Origin of the sequence: Pedobacter steynii (assembly GCF_001721645.1) — a bacterium.
In the GTDB taxonomy this organism is placed as follows: domain Bacteria; phylum Bacteroidota; class Bacteroidia; order Sphingobacteriales; family Sphingobacteriaceae; genus Pedobacter; species Pedobacter steynii_A.
Genome location: NZ_CP017141.1, coordinates 2,997,340 through 3,014,102, shown reverse-complemented (window position 1 = coordinate 3,014,102; position 16,763 = coordinate 2,997,340). Strand labels below are relative to the sequence as shown.

The following is a 16,763-nucleotide window of genomic DNA, read 5'->3' as shown; positions in this document are numbered from 1 at the left end:
TTCCCCTTATAAAATCAACCTCACATCAGAGACCTATGGAAAAGATTAATATACTGATTGTTGATGACAGACCCGAAAACATCATTGCTCTGGAAGCACTCCTTCAGAGAGATGACATCAATATCATCACTACCACCAATCCTAATGAGGCCCTGAGGATATCCTGGGAGATGGATATTGCAATTGCCCTCGTCGATGTTCAAATGCCTGAAATGGATGGATTTGAACTGGTAGAAATTTTGAAAAGCAACCCCAGAACCAAAGGGATTCTCATCATATTTGTGACGGCCATTTCCAAAGAAACGAAATACGCAGTAAAAGGACTGAATACTGGAGCTGTAGATTACCTCTACAAGCCGCTTGATCCTTACGTCACTTCTGCTAAAGTTGACTCCTTTATCCAACTCGTAAGAAACGAAAGGGAGATAAAGAAGAAAAACCAGGAGCTTGAGGCTTATCAGAAAGAATTGATCAAAGCAAAAGAACAGGCAGAACAGGGAAAGCGTATTAAGGAAAACTTTCTGGCCAATATGAGCCATGAAATCAGAACGCCGATAAATGGGATTATTGGTCTGGCCAATCTGCTTGGAAAAACCAATCTTACTCCGGAACAGAAAGAGATGATCAATCTCCTCGAGATTTCATCAGATTCACTATTGGGGGTAATCAACGACATTCTCGATCTTTCAAAGATCGAATCCGGCAAGTTTAGAATTAACCGTTCCGAAACAGACATAGTTAAAATCTGTAATTCAGTAGTAAACCTTCTGCGCATCCGTGCTATAGAAAAGGAGCTAGACCTGATCACAGAATTTGATGCAGAATTACCAAAACTGGTGCTGGCGGATTCCCTCCGCCTGAATCAGATACTAATGAACCTGATTGGAAATGCAATTAAATTTACCATTCAGGGTAGCGTTACCCTGAAAACAGAGATCCTTGACAGAAAAGGGAATAACCTGCAGATTAAATTTTCAGTAATTGATACCGGCATTGGCATAGCCAAAAACAATATTGATAAAATATTCGAAACTTTTGAACAGGCGGATGAACAGACAACCGTGAAATTTGGTGGTACGGGCCTGGGCCTGTCTATCGTTAAAAACTTAGCGAAATTAAAAGGCGGAGTACTTGAAGTGATCAGTGAAGAAGGTGTTGGCAGTACCTTCTGTTTCACAAATTGGTATGAAGTATTAAAAGATACTGTAGTTGTAAAAAAGATGAATAAACCTCATTTAGGTCCTTTCAAAGGATTAAGAATCCTTGTAGCGGAAGATAACCCTATTAATAAATTTCTGATCGTAAAAATCCTAAAAGATTGGGAAGTTAATCCCGACGTGGTAGAAAACGGAAAGGAAGCACTGGATAAACTAAAAGAATCAGACTACGACCTGATCCTCATGGATACCTTTATGCCGGTAATGAATGGATTGGATGCCATTAAGCTCATCCGGGAAGGCTTTGTTCAGGGCAAGGAGAACATCCCAATTATCACATTCTCCGCTGCTGTTTTAGAAACAGATAAACAGACTGCTATCGATGCCGGGGCAAATGATGTGGTGAGCAAGCCTTTTGAATTGGATGTACTTCACGAAAAGATATCGAAACATTCAGGTATAGAAGATACTACTTATTAAAAGCAGTCATGGTAAGCGCAGGACCTATGGTCACAAAACTTTTGATCAGGTCCACGCTTTTATCAATCAACGCAGGAAGTTCTGGTTGTTCCTCTTTATCAAATGGAGCAAGTACATAATCCGCCTGCCTACCCTTCGCAAAATTATCACTGATCCCAAAACGTAAACGTGGATAGTTTTGTCCTCCGCAGAGGCCTTCGATACTTTTAAGTCCATTATGGCCAGCGCTGCTACCTTGCATTTTCAACCTCAGCTTACCCAATGGTAAAGCCAGGTCATCTACGATAACCAACACATTCTCCAAAGGAATCCTCAGCTCCTGCATATAGTAATTTACAGATTTCCCGCTTAGGTTCATGTAGGTTGTCGGCTTAATCACATGCAATTTTTTCCCTCTAAAAGATACCTCGGAATAATAAGCCAGCCGTACATTGGAAAACGATCCTCCCAATTGTTTCACTAACTCATCTGCGATATTAAAACCGATATTATGTCGGGTATCCATATATTCAGGACCGATATTCCCTAAACCAACGATTAAGTATTTCATGTGTTGCAAATATAATAGTTTAGATGAGAACAATCATTTAGGTTAAACCTATTCCATAAAAAAAGCAGTACCATTGCTGGTACTGCTTTTTTAACCGGGCTAATAAAGAAATTATTTCTTGTTAGCTTCGTTTTCTGCTTGTTTTAAAGCTCTTGACATTCCTACAGAAACGATCGTATCTTCAGGAGTGTTTGTGATTACATAGTCACCTTTAGCAAGGTCACGTACGCGGAATAAGTTTCCAACTTCTAATTTTGCAATGCTCACTTCAACTGTTTGAGGCATATCTTTTGGAAGTGCTTTAACACGAAGTTTACGTAATTTCTGTACTAATTTACCACCCATTTTAACACCTGGAGACGTACCGGTCAATTTAACTGGGATTTCCATTAAGATCTCTTTGTCATCAAATAACTGAAGAAAATCTACGTGTAATAACAGATCAGTAAGTGGGTGAAATTGTAATTCTTTAATGATAGCTTTAGTTTTAGTACCATTAATGTCAATTTCAACAAAGTTTGCTTCAGGAGTATAAATAGCATCCTTTAATTCAGTTGTGATTACAGCAAAGTGTTTTTGCTCTGGACCACCATACAATACTGCAGGAACTTTACCTTCATAGCGAAGCTCTTTAGCATCGCGTTTCCCTACGTTCTCTCTTGGAGAACCGCTAATTGCGATTGTTTTCATTTTTTATTGATTATATATTATGTATTAAAATATTAAACTCTAAAGAGGTCACTGATAGAGCCATGTTCATTTACATTGGCAATTGCTTTTGCAAATAATTCAGCTGTACTCAATACCCTGATTTTATCACTCGGACGCTTCAAAGGAATAGTATCTGTAACGATGAGCTCTGATAACATAGAGTTTTCAATCGTTTCATAGGCCTTTCCAGACAACACCGGGTGTGTACATACGGCCCTTACACTTTTCGCCCCTTTTTCCATAATCAGCGCTGCTGCTTTGGATAAGGTACCTGCAGTATCACAAATGTCATCAATCAAGACGATATCCTGACCAACCACATCCCCAATGATAGACATTGATTCAATTTCATTGGCACGTTTACGTCTCTTATCACAAATCACCACCTCTGCATTGAAGAACTTTGCAAATGTACGGGCTCTGTAAGAGCCCCCCATATCCGGAGATGCAATGGTTAAATTCTCCAGGCCTAAGCTTTTGATATAAGGAACGAAGATCACCGAGCCATCTAAATGGTCTACCGGAATATCAAAGAAACCTTGTATCTGCGCAGCGTGAAGATCCATAGTCATGATTCTGTGGATACCTGCAGATTTCAATAAATTCGCTACCAGTTTTGCACCTATTGCTACACGAGGTTTATCTTTCCTGTCTTGTCTGGCCAAACCATAATAAGGAACAACCGCGGTAATGTAATGAGCAGATGCACGCTTTGCCGCATCAATCATTAACAAAAGCTCCATTAAGTTGTCGTTGGGCTGGTAAGTAGAATTGATTAGGAAGACATCGCAACCACGTACTGTTTCATCATAAGAAGGTTGAAACTCACCGTCGCTAAATCGGTTTAAAGTGACGTCGCCTAGTGGCTTGCCGTAGCTTTCGGCAATTTTGATTGCTAATTCTTTTGTACCGGTTCCGGCAAAAAGCTTAACTGGGTTAAACTGCAATGGCATGATTAGAGGTGTATCAATGCTGGTTAAAAAAAATCGGATTGTGAATAAAACCACAATCCGAATATGTTTTGTTGCCCGACCAGGATTCGAACCTAGACAAACGGTACCAAAAACCGTTGTACTACCTTTATACTATCGGGCAATCTTTCCTTTTAAAGCGTGATAGGCTTGCTTTGTAAGGGAATGCAAATGTACGCACATTTTTGATTTTTGCAAATGATCAAGCAAAAAAAATTAAAATATTTTAAGCACTTCTGTCTCCCGGACAAATAAGCTATTTAAAATCAATAAGTTGCTGCAAACATTTTTTTTACTTTTTTTTCAAAAAAAAACGAGCTGTTAGAAACACAAGGAAGAAAGAACCCGTAACATATAAGTGATATTACAATAACACGCCCATATCCCTCCGTTAAATTTGTTAAACTCCCCATTACTTTGTGCGTTTATCAATCTTATTCTTTATTTTCGGCTGCATTTTATTAGCGCGACTTTAATAACTATTCAATACAAGAAATGAATTATTCAAAAATCAACAACCTTACCGGCTGGCTTTGTTTTCTGATAGCTACAGTAACGTATATCCTGACATTAGAACCTTCAGTGAGCTTCTGGGATTGCGGAGAGTTTATCGCCTCTGCCTTAAAAATGCAGGTAGTCCACCAACCGGGGGCACCTCTGTTCTTAATGATACAGCGCTTCTTTTCTCTGTTGGCATTTGGTGATGTCACTAAAGTGGCGTACTTCATGAATGTCGGCTCGGCAATTGCCAGTGCTGCAACCATCTTATTCTTATTTTGGACCATAACCGCATTAGCGAAGAAAGTCCTGGTGAAAGAAAAAGAAGAAGTTAGTAAATCCAACCTGATCTCTATTATGGGGGCAGGTATGGTAGGCGCACTTGCCTACACTTTCTCTGACAGCTTCTGGTTCTCAGCAGTAGAGTCTGAGGTATATGCCCTCTCTTCCCTATTTACTGCCATTGTATTCTGGGGAATATTAAAATGGGAAGCCAATGCAGATGAGCCTCGTGCAGACAGATGGTTGCTATTCATCGCCTATATCATGGGCTTATCTATCGGAATTCACTTATTGAACTTATTGACCATTCCGGCAATTGCCTTTGTATATTATTTCAAGAAAACAAAAAATCCGACTACTGGCGGTACAATTAAAGCCGGGATCGTAGGTATTCTGATTCTTGCAGTTATCCAATACGGTATCATCCAATATCTGGTTTCATTTGGTGCATATTTCGACTTATTCTTTGTGAACAGTCTGGGAATGGGTTTTGGTACCGGGGTGATCTTTTTTGCAATCTTACTTATAGCCGGGTTGACCTGGGGGATCAGGTATTCCATTAAACACCAGAAAAAAATCCTTAACCTTGCCTTATTGTCTACAGTACTGATCATCTTTGGTTATGGATCATTTGCCATGATCATTATCCGTGCAAAAGCAGATCCTAACCTGAATAACAGTGATCCAGATAATGCCTTCTCTTTCCTCGGATACCTAAACAGGGAACAATATGGTGATAGACCGTTATTATTTGGGCCCAACTATAACTCTCAGGGAGTAAATGTGGTAGAAGGAAAAACATTATATAGAAAAGGTGCGGAAAAATATGAAGTAGCCGGTAAAAAGACCGAGTATGAGTATGACAGAACAACTCCTTTCCCTCGTATGTATAGTGATGATCCGGGGCATGTTGCTTACTATAAGGATTTGATGGGTTTTAGTGACGATCATTTCCCCAGCCTTTTTGACAATATCGGATTCCTGATGTCGTATCAGGTTGGGCAGATGTACATGAGATATTTTATGTGGAACTTCGTAGGCAGACAAAATGACGACCAGGGACAAGGCAGCCTTTATGAAGGTCAATGGTTAAGCGGGATCAAACCTATTGATGGTATCATGCTGGGAAATCAGAAAAACCTGCCTCCATCTATTATAGACAGTAATGCTTATAACCGTTTCTTCTTCCTTCCATTAATCATGGGTTTACTAGGCGCAATATGGCATTTCAAACGAAACCAGAAAGACGCTGGGATTGTTGGTCTCCTGTTCTTCTTTACCGGTCTTGCGATCGTATTATACCTGAATCAGAAACCGATGGAGCCAAGGGAACGTGATTATGCTTATGCAGGATCATTTTATGCCTTTGCCATATGGGTCGGATTTGGCGTACTTGCACTGCGGGAATGGGTATTTAAAAAAATGACTCCGGCAACCGGAGGTATCCTGGCTACTGTAGCGGGTTTATTTGCTGCTCCGGTAATTATGGCTGCACAGGGATGGGATGACCATGACCGTTCCACTAAAATGGTAGCTCATGATATTGCGGTTGATTACCTTCAGTCCTGTGCTCCAAATGCCATTCTGTTTACTTATGGAGATAATGACACTTATCCCTTATGGTATGCACAGGAAGTTGAAAACATCAGACCGGATATCCGTCTGGTCAATCTGAGTTTATTTGATACCGACTGGTACATCAACGGAATGAAACGCAAACAAAATGAATCTGCACCTCTTCCTATTTCCATGAAAGAGTCTCAATATGTTCAGGGAGAAAGAGATGTCATGTATTATCAGGATAAAGATATTGCAGGTAATGTGGAGCTAAAAACAATTGTGGAGCTCTTGCTTTCTGAAAATAATGAAGATAAAGTTCCTTTGAATGACGGAAGAAAAGTGAATTTCATTCCAACAAAAAACTTTAAATTAACGATCAACAAAGCGGATGCGATTAAAAATGGTGCAGCTAATCCAGCTGACTCTGCAAGGATTGCTCCTGCATTGGAATGGACCTTTAATAAAGGGTATGTAACCAAAGGAACTCTAGCCATGTTCGATATTCTGGTACATAACGATTGGAAAAGACCAATTTACTTTGCTAGTACTGTTCCTTCCGATCAGTACAACGGGTTAGACAAATATCTATATAATGAAGGTTTGGCTTTACGCCTGATGCCTTTCAAACCAGATACTGCAGCAGCCAAAAGTGAACAGCTTAACATTGGCCCTCTATACAACAATGTGATGAATAAGTTTGTGTGGGGAAATGTGAAAAACGCAAGATATCTGGATACACAATCAGGTGATGATATTTCTATCTTTACCAATGTCTTCAACAACACGATTTCTGGATTGCTTAAAGAAGGTAAGGTAGAAGATGCTAAAAAAGTAGTAAACCGCTATTTTGAAGTAATGCCGGAAAAATTCTATGGCATGCGCTCGATGATGGGTGCTTACTTTATGGCAGAAAACTTATATTTATTGAATGATCAGAAAAGAGCAAATGCGCTGATCGAAAAATCAGCTGAGTACATTCAAAAAGAACTGACTTACCTTGCTGATGTTTCGCAAAGTAAAAACAGGTTTATAGGCAATCAAAACGTACAGTTAGGGATGTCTTTCCTGAACCAGATGGCAAGAACTGCTGCGGAATATAAACAGACTAAACTCAGCAAAGATCTGAACGATAAATTTGCTGTATTGGAAGCCAGATTCTCGGCTTTCTTCCCACCGCAATAAAATAATTAAGTGTAACTAAAGCCTAAAAAAAGAGCATCTTTAAAGATGCTCTTTTTTTAGGCTTTAGTTTTTTATTTAGGGTAAACAAAAGGTAACCCGGACAAATAACGACTGATTTTACGATAGGGATAATCTCCTGCCCCCTTAAGTGCAAACTGAACAATAATGGTATTGGTTAAAGGATCAATATATAAACGTTGCCCACGCATTCCCTCTGCGGCGAAATCACCATTAACTCCTTCCTGAGGAACCCACCACAAATAGTTCTGTCGGGTCCTTTGCCACCCTTTAGCTGCAATTGAAGAATCAGCTCCTGCACGAACAGACTTTGTAACCCATTCGTTCGAAACTACCTGACGTCCCTTATAATTACCTTTCTGCAGATATAACCTTCCTATTTTAGCCAGGTCAATCCCTGTAGCCTGGAACCGGCTGGCCGTATTAGCCAATCCTCCGATATGATCTAAACCCCAACTTGCCGGATAAGCTGCCCCGATCTTTGTCCAGACTTTATCCTGAAAATAAGCAGTCACATTTTTTCCGGTAGCATTTTCCAAAGCCCAGCTCAACAACAGGACGTCAACACTCTTATACTTCCAGAATTTCCCAGGAGGATGTTCAGCCTTTAACCTCAACAGTTCATTTTTAATATTTTCGGTATAATAGTATTTGGCCTCATCAGATAAAAAAGCCGAAATCAGCCCCCCTTCAAGCCCGCTAAACTCCAATCCTGATTTCATTTCCACCAGATTCCTTAAGGTAATCTGCCCAAATACCGGATTACTCTTCAATTCCGGAATATACAAGAGCAGACGATCATCCAGACTTTTAACTTTCCCTTCTTCCATTGCCTGTCCAAGCATGATTGATACCATGGACTTCGCTACTGAAAAGACTGTCGTTAATGTGGTGTCGCTATAACCGGCTTTAAACTTCTCATAAATTATAGTATCATTTCTGATCACCATAAAAAGATTAACCTTACCTTCTTCCAGGTACTGCTTAAACGGCATCATCTTTTTTTCCCGGTCAAACACCAGAATAGTATCCAGATCATTTCTCATTGTCTTCGCTTTTACGAAATGAAAAGGAGTATCCGCCGGCATAACCTTCGATTGGGGATATATTTTATAAGTTTCTGCATCAGGACTCTGGTACCTTAAAACACGGATCAGCTCAGGTCTGCTAATGAAGAGTATACATAGAACCAATATAAAAAGTGAGGTAATCAGAGCGAGGCCATATGCGATTTTCTTTATCATAGTACAGCTATTTTATGGAGGTATTAAAAAAAGAAAAGGCTGCAGTATGAGTTGCAGCCTTTTCCCTTATTATGTTTTATAATCATTTATTCGTTTACCACACCCATTGCACAGAATTTATCAATTCTCTTGGTAATCATGGCATCTGTTTTTAATTTCTTTAGCACAGCCAGATCACTTATGATCTGTTCTTTAATCGTTTCACCCATTGCCTCAGGATTCTGGTGTGCACCGCCCAATGGTTCTTTAATGATCCCGTCGATCAGCTGATTCTTGTACATATCATCCGAAGTCAGTTTCAGACATTCTGCAGCTCTTTCTTTATAATCCCAACTGCGCCATAAGATAGACGAGCAGGATTCCGGAGAAATTACAGAATACCAGGTATGCTCCAACATATATACGCGATCACCGATTCCGATCCCCAATGCACCGCCTGAAGCTCCTTCACCGACTACAAAACACAAGATTGGTACTTTCAGTACAGACATCTCCAACAAGTTACGAGCAATTGCTTCCCCCTGTCCACGTTCTTCGGCTTCCAGTCCGGGATAAGCACCCATCGTATCAATAAAAGAAATAACAGGTTTATTGAACTTCTCCGCAAGACGCATTAAACGTAATGCTTTTCTATATCCTTCAGGATTGGCCATCCCAAAATTGCGGTATTGTCGTTCCTTGGTATTTTTACCTTTCTGGTGTCCGATGACCATTACCGTCTGACCAGCAATAGTTGCAAAACCTCCAATAATAGCCTTATCGTCTTTTACAGTCCTGTCGCCATGCATTTCTATGAAATCATCGCAGATCATACTGATATAATCCAGCGTTTGCGGTCTTTCAGGATGACGCGACATCTGAACCTTCTGCCATCCGGTGAGATGGCTGTAAAGTGTTTGCTGTGTATCAGCCAACTTCTCTTCCAGTTCAGCTAGTGTAGCAGACATATCTACTTTGGTTTTATCGGCAACCTGTTTAACCTTTTCAATTTGCTGCGCCAATTCAGCTAAAGGTTTTTCGAAATCAAATGATGTTTTTATCTGTTCCATAAGTGGGCTGTAAAAATAGGCATTTTATTTAAAACTTCGCAGGCACCCCGGGTTTAGGTAAAGATTTTAATATAAATTCACGAATATGACCGTTTCCTTTAGAGAGGTCATCCTTTCTTAAATACATCATATGACCGCTTTCATAGCCTTCAAAGCTCAATCTGTCTTTTAATCTGCCTCCGGGATCTAATTGCCACATGCTGTATTTTGCATTAAAATAATCGCATGCTCCATCAAAATATCCCGATTGCACCATGACATTCAGATATGGATTTTGCGCCATTGCCTGTCTCAGGTTCTCTCCCGTTCTATCATTACTATTGTCCCATGGTCTTACCGAACCGAACATATTGTATTTCAGGTCCGTCTTATAATTCAGCTCATTTCTGAGGTACATATTAATTGCTGGTGTAAAAGAATGTAACCATGAGGTCAGCTCGGCATTGTAATCAGGACGTTCTCCACCATCATTTTTATCAATTCCTTTATATCTGGAGTCCAACCGACCTACAGTAAATCCTTTATCCCTCAACAGCTCTTTCCAGAAAAAATTTGTTGAAACATCGAGATTATATTGTAAAATCACTTTTTCTGAAATTCCGGAATAACGTGCCATCTTTGCAGCAATTTCCTTCTTCTTTTGCTCAGTCAGAAAATTCCCTCTGGCCATTGCCGGTAAAAGTTCATTGATGGTGAACTCTTCCACTTCGGGTAAAAATGCAGCTAATGTCTTTGATTGAAGATCGGCAGGCAACGCTTTATGATACCAGGCAGTAGCCGCATAATATGGCCACCGTAAAGCAGCCTCTACCGGCCCGCTTCTTTCAATACCAAGTTCTGTTGGAGATACCAGAATTACCCCGTTCAGGTACATCCATTGAGAATTCTGAAGTTCAAGAGCCAGACCGGAAACACGGGTAGTACCATAACTTTCGCCAATCAGAAATTTAGGAGATGCCCATCGGTTACTTCTCGTCACAAAGGTATTGATCCATTCTGCCAGGTATTTGATGTCCGCATTGACTCCAAAAAACTTACTTCCGGGAACATCTTTATTTGTTGGCCGGGAATATCCGGTATTTACAGGGTCGATATAAACAATATCAGCAACATCAAGGATAGAACTCGGATTCTCCTTGTAACCATATGGTTGTACAGGATATCCCTCATCATCTATTTTTAAGACAACCGGACCAGTGTATGCAATATGCATCCATACAGAAGCAGAACCGGGTCCTCCGTTAAAGGAGATGACTAGGGGTCTGCTATCACGGTTCTGAACATCCGAACGTTCATAATAAGTGTAAAAAAGGCCTGCAATTGCTTTTCCCTCTTCATCCCATACCGGCAGCGTTCCTGCGGTCGCTTTATAAGCAATGCGCTGTCCGTTTATGGTGGCCTGATGTTGAGTTACAACTGCACTTTCCGGAACAATAGTTCTGGAAGGGCTTACAGGCTCCGCTTTTATAGCTTCATTCTTAACAGCGGGAGCTTTTTGTGCGTATGACACGTTAAAACAGCATACGCAGGCCATAGCAAGGGTAAATACTTTTATTCTCATGGTTAGTTTAGGTTGGTTTACGAATATAAATATCTAACTAAACACCATCAATGTACCCTATGCTTTAAAATTGTTACCGTCACATTATTGTAGTTCTTTTTCTTTGTTGTTCTGAATATATAAAACCGATATTGCGCCCAGAACCATAAAAATTCCTGCCAGAACAATGGCGTAAATGGCCTCGCCATCGTAGAACTTTTCTACAATCATCCCTCCAAAGAAACCATTTACAATTTGGGGCATCGTAATGAAGAAGTTAAAAATCCCCATATATACTCCCATTTTTCTCGCTGGAATGGCACTCGAAAGGATTGCATATGGCATAGACAAGATACTGCCCCAGGCCAGACCAATTCCAATCATTGAAAAAATCAGGTGTTGTGGATTGGTAATAAAATAAATAGACAACAGTCCCAGACCACCGGCAGTTAAAGAGAATGCGTGGGTAATTTTTCTGCTCGTTGAACGGGCGATAGCAGGTAATATTAAGGCATAAATTGCAGATACCCCATTGTAAATTCCAAAGAGGATTCCTACCCAATTACCTGCATCCGCAAATTTTAAAGAAGAGGTATCACCAGGAGCAACTTTATAGATATGTTGTGCAATGGCCGGCGTAGTAAACACCCACATAGAGAATAAAGCAAACCAGGAAAAAAACTGAACGAGGCCCAATTGTCTCATCGTTAAGGGCATTTTCGAGAAGTCGCTGAAAATGGACATGATCCCTTTTTTCTCCTCTTCCTCATTTTCTTCATGGTATCTTTCCATTTCTTCAGGAGGATATTCTTTAGTAGTAACTACTGTCCATAGGATAGTGAGTACCAAAACCGCAGCACCAACATAAAAAGAATAGATTACGTTATCAGGAACTTGTCCCTGCGAAGCCACCTTTGATACACCCGCATACTCAGAGAGAATATAAGGCAGCCAGGAACCAGTAATCGCTCCTGCGCCAATAAGAAAGGTCTGCATAGAAAAACCAAAACTCCTCTGACTTTCAGGAAGCTTATCCGCAACCAGTGCCCGAAAGGGTTCCATCGCAACATTGATAGAAGCATCCATTATCATCAGCATCCCCGCCCCAATTATAATAGGAGGTAAAAGATTTGCCATTGCAGCAGAATTAGGCATCAGAATTAATGCAAGTGCCGTCAATACCGCACCGATCAGAAAATAAGGACGTCTTCTTCCAAATTTGTTCCACGTTTTATCGCTGTAATAACCAATGATAGGTTGAACAATCATCCCGGTCAGCGGCGCCGCCAGCCAAAATAAAGAGAGGTGCTCCACATCAGCACCATAAGTTTGCAGGATTCTGGAGGCATTTCCATTCTGTAAAGCAAATCCAAATTGAATTCCGAAGAAACCGGCACTCATATTAAAGATCTGTAAAGATGATAGTCTTGGTTTACTCACAGCAATTCTTTTTTCCATCAGTTGATAATTAAAATTCAATGATCTGCGCAGTTCCCGGCAATACTTTTAAAGTTAAAGATTGAAGGGTATGCGCTACTTCTAGGTTAGCTAATAAATCGGTACTTCGGATGATTTCTCTATTCTTCAAAAAAGCAGCAGGAATCTCAACAGTTCGTTCCATCGATTGCGTTCTGTCAAAATTTGCAACGATGAGTAAACGTTGATTTTCAGTATAACGGACAAATGCATAAACCCGATCCTCAGCCAATGGGATTTCTACAATATCCCCTTTAATTAAGGCTTCAGAATGGCCGGCAATATGCATTAGCTTTTTATAGAATTCCCTTAGTCGTTTTTGTTCAGGGGCTAGTAGCGCACCATCAAAAGCTCCCTTGTTCATCCATTTCTGATGCTCCGGTACACCCCAGTAATCGAAGATAGTTGTACGGTTATCATCTCCGCCAAAACCTTCTATTCCTTTAGCGGGTTCACCTACTTCCTGACCAAAATACAACATGACCGGACCTCCGGATAAAGTTGCAGAAACAACCATTGCAGGAATCGCATACTCCGCTTTTCCTGCAAAACCTGCAGAAGCAATCCTTTCCTCATCGTGGTTTTCCAGAAAACGCAACATTCGATCTCCAAAACCGGCACTTTCTACCTGCCATACTTTAGAAATGTCTTTTACACTTGCTCCCTGTTCATTTCTGATCAGTTTTTTCAAACCGTCGTATAAACCTACCTTATCATACAAATAATCAAAATTACCTTTAGTAAGGTAAGATTTATATGCAGCAGGATTATAAGCCTCACCAATAAAAATAAGTTTAGGATAGGACTTCTTAACCTCGGGAATAACCCATTCCCAGAATTCTACCGGTACCATTTCGGCAACGTCACAACGAAAGCCATCCACTCCTTTTGAAGCCCAATATACAAGGATGTCACGCATTTTTGTCCAGACTCCAGGAATCGGACTAAAATATTGACGGTCCCCATTGGCATGGTCTACTCCATAATTTAGCTTTACAGTTTCATACCAGTCGCCATTTGATGGACTTTGAGAAAAAATATTATTACCGGTTGCTTTTGCCGGATTTTCTTCAAATTTCCGATCCTTTAATCCGCTCAAAGGATTAGTTTGCTCCTGACTATCAGGAACAATAAAGGACTTTCCCGGGACATAATAATATTCATTTCCAGTACTAAAACTTTTCGAAACATCATCATCAGCCCCAAAATCTTTTATCCCTACAGGTTTTACCAGGGAATGGTAATTGCGGGCCACATGATTGGGAACAAAATCGATAATCACTTTAAGTTCTTTCTGATGTGTTCTTGAAATTAGCGCCTCAAATTCCATCATGCGGTTTTTAACATCTACAGCCAGATCAGGATCAACATCATAATAATCCCTGATGGCATATGGAGATCCGGCACGTCCCTTCACTACATCTGCGTCATCCGGGCGAATCCCAAAAGCACTGTAATCAGTCAGGCTCGCATGAGCAATCACTCCGGTATACCAAATGTGCGTTATCCCCAGCTCCTTTATTCCCTCAAGTGCTTTAAAACTGATGTCTTCAAATTTACCAGATCCATTCTCTGCTATGGTACCATATGGAATATTCCTGCTCTGCTGATTGCCGAACAATCTTGGTAACAGCTGATAAATTATTGGTTTACTTTGGCACATAGTCTTACCCGAAAATCCAAATATTACCCATAAGATCAAAATAGTATTTCTGCATATTATTTTCATACTAATGCTACTTTATAAGCGACGGAAGTTTCTCCTGAAGGAATAACATGAATCTGATCCAAAATACTTACTTCCAATACCTGATCGGAACTGTTGATAATTAACATCCCCGTGGCAGTAATCTTAACCTTTAGCGGCACACCTCTAAACCCAATACTGAAAGAGAACGACGTCCAGCTTTTAGGCAAAAAAGGATTAAAGATCAATCTGTCGTTACGAACACGCATTCCGGCAAAACCTTCCACCACACTCATCCAGGTTCCAGCCATTGAAGTAATATGCAGACCATCTTCTGTGTCATTATTATAATCGTCCAGATCAAGGCGGGCAGTACGCAGATAAAATTCATATGCTTTTTCTTCATCATTTAGTTTCGCAGCAAGAATGCTGTGCACACATGGGGATAAAGAACTTTCATGAACCGTTCTGCTCTCATAAAAATTAAAGTTCTTTCTTAACGTTTCCAGGTCATACTCCTCTTCAAAGAAGTACATTCCCTGCAATACATCTGCCTGTTTGATAAAGCAGGAGCGTAAAATTCTGTCCCAACTCCATTTCTGATTTAAAGGACGATCTTCCGCGGACAGGTCTTTCACTAATGTCTGCTCCTTATCAAGGAAACCATCCTGCTGTAAGAATACTCCCGTTTTCTCATCGTATGGATAATACATCTCATCTGCTACCCTCTTCCAGTCTTTAAATTCCTTTACATCCTGAAGGTTAGTTTTGAGTATGATTCTCTTGTATTCATCAGGATATTGCTGCTCTACTTTTTTTGCAGCTTCCATTGTATAATTTAAGCACCAGGCAGCTAATTTATTCGTATACCAGTTATTATTGATATTGTTTTCGTATTCATTAGGTCCGGTTACGCCGAGCATTACAAATTTATTTTTGTCTTCACTCCAGTTCACCCTTTGTTTCCAGAAACGTGCAATACCAATCAGCACTTCCAAACCGTAATCAGCCAGGTAATGTTCATCCCCTGTATATCTGATGTAATTAAAAATAGCAAAAGCAATAGCCCCGTTCCGATGGATCTCCTCAAAGGTAATCTCCCATTCATTATGGCACTCTTCTCCGTTCATGGTAACCATTGGATAAAGTGCAGCTCCATCTTTAAAGCCAAGCTTAATCGCATTTTCTATGGCTTTATCCAATTGTTTATATCTGTATATCAATAAATTTCTGGAGACCTCCTGAGGAGCAACAGAAAGGTAAAAAGGGATACAGTAAGCTTCAGTATCCCAATAAGTAGACCCTCCATACTTTTCTCCTGTAAATCCTTTTGGGCCGATGTTTAGCCGGGCATCTTTACCGGTATAAGTTTGGTTAAGCTGGAAAATATTGAAACGAATGGCTTGCTGAGCGGCCAGGTCACCTTCAATAACGATGTCACCTTCTGCCCATTTAGTTGCCCAGGCCTTTGCCTGTTCTTCCCTCATTTGCTGAAATCCTTTAGCAGAAGCCATCGCAATTCTTTCTGCAGCAATTTTTAATAAATCAGGTTTATCGTAATTTTGAGAGGTCACATTAACGGCAATTTTATAGATATCTATTGCCTCATCCTGTTTCACAGAAATTTCCACTTGTTGTGCCAGATATTTCTCCCGGGCAACAGGCCTTGTCGTCTGCGCATCACCTTCTTTAAAAATCAGAGAACAACTGGCAGTACAGACTTCAAATTCTGTTTTTTTAGTACGAAGCAATAAGTAGTCTAAGCCGTTTTTCTGTTCCTGAGCCACTTCTTCCCAGAATTTCTCTTCATAATTAGAATCCTGATTTTTCACATCTCCATCTATAAAAGAGGTAATATGGATGACCCCTTCAAAGTTCACCGGAACAATCCGATAATGTAAAGCAGCAACCTCATCATCTACAATACTGCAAAATCGAATGGCCTGTACGTCAATGATCTTACCGCTATTTAATTCGGCCCTGAAATTACGGCTAAGCGTGCCTTCTTTCATATTCAGTACCCGCTTAAAAGCAGTTACTTTAGCCAGGTGAAGATCCAGCGTCTCCCCATCAACATGAATGTTCAATCCAATCCAGTTGGTTGCATTTAATACTTTTGCAAAATATTCCGGATAACCGTTCTTCCACCATCCCACACGGGTTTTATCCGGATAGTATACCCCGGCTACATAATTTCCCTGTAAGGTTTCTCCGGAATAATCTTCTTCAAAATTTGCACGTTGTCCCATTCTTCCGTTACCAATGCTGAACAAGCTTTCAGATATCTTATTCAAATGAGGATCAAAACTTTCCTCAACAATGTTCCATGCGTCTGCTTTTATGTAATTCTTCATCTTA

The 16,763-nt window shown here is 40.3% G+C and carries 11 protein-coding genes and 1 tRNA gene; 2 read left to right on the top strand and 10 right to left on the bottom strand.

Annotation, left to right across the window (positions count from 1 at the left end; genetic code table 11):
- Nucleotides 1–35: 35 nt before the first annotated feature.
- A complete protein-coding gene (locus BFS30_RS12535; RefSeq protein WP_069379617.1) occupies nucleotides 36–1,637 on the top strand; it encodes a response regulator in 1,602 nt (533 codons plus the stop codon).
- Here the strand turns inward: BFS30_RS12535 and pth are convergent.
- From pth to BFS30_RS12515, 4 genes are all read right to left on the bottom strand, one after another.
- A complete protein-coding gene (gene pth, locus BFS30_RS12530; protein ID WP_069379616.1) occupies nucleotides 1,627–2,187 on the bottom strand; it encodes an aminoacyl-tRNA hydrolase in 561 nt (186 codons plus the stop codon). The genes BFS30_RS12535 and pth overlap by 11 nt on opposite strands.
- A 111-nt stretch (nucleotides 2,188–2,298) precedes the next feature.
- Nucleotides 2,299–2,877 carry a 50S ribosomal protein L25/general stress protein Ctc gene (locus BFS30_RS12525; protein ID WP_069379615.1) on the bottom strand — a complete coding sequence of 193 codons (579 nt, stop codon included), beginning with the start codon at nucleotides 2,875–2,877 and terminating at the stop codon, nucleotides 2,299–2,301.
- A gap of 32 nt (nucleotides 2,878–2,909) precedes the next feature.
- Nucleotides 2,910–3,851, bottom strand: a complete 942-nt coding sequence (locus BFS30_RS12520; RefSeq protein ID WP_069379614.1) for a ribose-phosphate pyrophosphokinase — start codon at nucleotides 3,849–3,851, stop codon at nucleotides 2,910–2,912.
- Nucleotides 3,852–3,922: 71 nt separating this feature from the next.
- A tRNA-Gln gene (locus tag BFS30_RS12515) sits at nucleotides 3,923–3,993 on the bottom strand.
- 371 nt (nucleotides 3,994–4,364) lie between these two features.
- Between BFS30_RS12515 and BFS30_RS12510 the strand changes: the two genes are divergently transcribed.
- Entirely contained in the window at nucleotides 4,365–7,391 is a 3,027-nt protein-coding gene (locus BFS30_RS12510) for a DUF2723 domain-containing protein (RefSeq protein ID WP_069379613.1), read from the top strand.
- A 71-nt stretch (nucleotides 7,392–7,462) separates the two neighbouring features.
- Here BFS30_RS12510 and BFS30_RS12505 read toward each other — a convergent pair whose 3' ends face one another.
- The 6 genes from BFS30_RS12505 to BFS30_RS12480 all read right to left on the bottom strand — a co-directional run bounded on the left by BFS30_RS12505 (nucleotide 7,463) and on the right by BFS30_RS12480 (nucleotide 16,759).
- On the bottom strand, nucleotides 7,463–8,653 hold the full coding sequence (locus BFS30_RS12505; RefSeq protein WP_069379612.1) for a serine hydrolase domain-containing protein: 1,191 nt from the start codon (nucleotides 8,651–8,653) through the stop codon (nucleotides 7,463–7,465).
- 86 nt (nucleotides 8,654–8,739) lie between these two features.
- Nucleotides 8,740–9,702, bottom strand: a complete 963-nt coding sequence (locus BFS30_RS12500) for an acetyl-CoA carboxylase carboxyltransferase subunit alpha (RefSeq protein WP_069379611.1) — start codon at nucleotides 9,700–9,702, stop codon at nucleotides 8,740–8,742.
- A 28-nt stretch (nucleotides 9,703–9,730) separates the two neighbouring features.
- On the bottom strand, nucleotides 9,731–11,263 hold the full coding sequence (locus BFS30_RS12495) for a S10 family peptidase (RefSeq protein WP_069379610.1): 1,533 nt from the start codon (nucleotides 11,261–11,263) through the stop codon (nucleotides 9,731–9,733).
- Between the two features lie 84 nt (nucleotides 11,264–11,347).
- Nucleotides 11,348–12,700: an MFS transporter gene (locus BFS30_RS12490; RefSeq protein WP_069382411.1), complete on the bottom strand. Its 1,353-nt coding sequence runs from the start codon at nucleotides 12,698–12,700 to the stop codon at nucleotides 11,348–11,350.
- Nucleotides 12,701–12,710: 10 nt separating this feature from the next.
- Nucleotides 12,711–14,447, bottom strand: coding sequence for an alpha-amylase family glycosyl hydrolase (locus tag BFS30_RS12485; RefSeq protein ID WP_069379609.1), 1,737 nt, complete (start codon nucleotides 14,445–14,447; stop codon nucleotides 12,711–12,713).
- A complete protein-coding gene (locus tag BFS30_RS12480) occupies nucleotides 14,444–16,759 on the bottom strand; it encodes a glycoside hydrolase family 65 protein (RefSeq protein ID WP_069379608.1) in 2,316 nt (771 codons plus the stop codon). The genes BFS30_RS12485 and BFS30_RS12480 overlap by 4 nt, the downstream gene beginning before the upstream one ends.
- Between the last annotated feature and the right edge of the window lie 4 nt (nucleotides 16,760–16,763).

Bases quoted from the DNA above. Each gene is read 5' to 3' on its own strand.
- pth (WP_069379616.1), bottom strand. From the start codon at position 2,187: ATGAAATACTTAATCGTTGGTTTAGGGAATATCGGTCCTGAATATATG.
- BFS30_RS12525 (WP_069379615.1), bottom strand. From the start codon at position 2,877: ATGAAAACAATCGCAATTAGCGGTTCTCCAAGAGAGAACGTAGGGAAA.
- BFS30_RS12480 (WP_069379608.1), bottom strand. From the start codon at position 16,759: ATGAAGAATTACATAAAAGCAGACGCATGGAACATTGTTGAGGAAAGT.
- BFS30_RS12500 (WP_069379611.1), bottom strand. From the start codon at position 9,702: ATGGAACAGATAAAAACATCATTTGATTTCGAAAAACCTTTAGCTGAA.
- BFS30_RS12505 (WP_069379612.1), bottom strand. From the start codon at position 8,653: ATGATAAAGAAAATCGCATATGGCCTCGCTCTGATTACCTCACTTTTT.
- BFS30_RS12520 (WP_069379614.1), bottom strand. From the start codon at position 3,851: ATGCCATTGCAGTTTAACCCAGTTAAGCTTTTTGCCGGAACCGGTACA.
- BFS30_RS12485 (WP_069379609.1), bottom strand. From the start codon at position 14,447: ATGAAAATAATATGCAGAAATACTATTTTGATCTTATGGGTAATATTT.
- BFS30_RS12490 (WP_069382411.1), bottom strand. From the start codon at position 12,700: ATGGAAAAAAGAATTGCTGTGAGTAAACCAAGACTATCATCTTTACAG.
- BFS30_RS12510 (WP_069379613.1), top strand. From the start codon at position 4,365: ATGAATTATTCAAAAATCAACAACCTTACCGGCTGGCTTTGTTTTCTG.
- BFS30_RS12535 (WP_069379617.1), top strand. From the start codon at position 36: ATGGAAAAGATTAATATACTGATTGTTGATGACAGACCCGAAAACATC.
- BFS30_RS12495 (WP_069379610.1), bottom strand. From the start codon at position 11,263: ATGAGAATAAAAGTATTTACCCTTGCTATGGCCTGCGTATGCTGTTTT.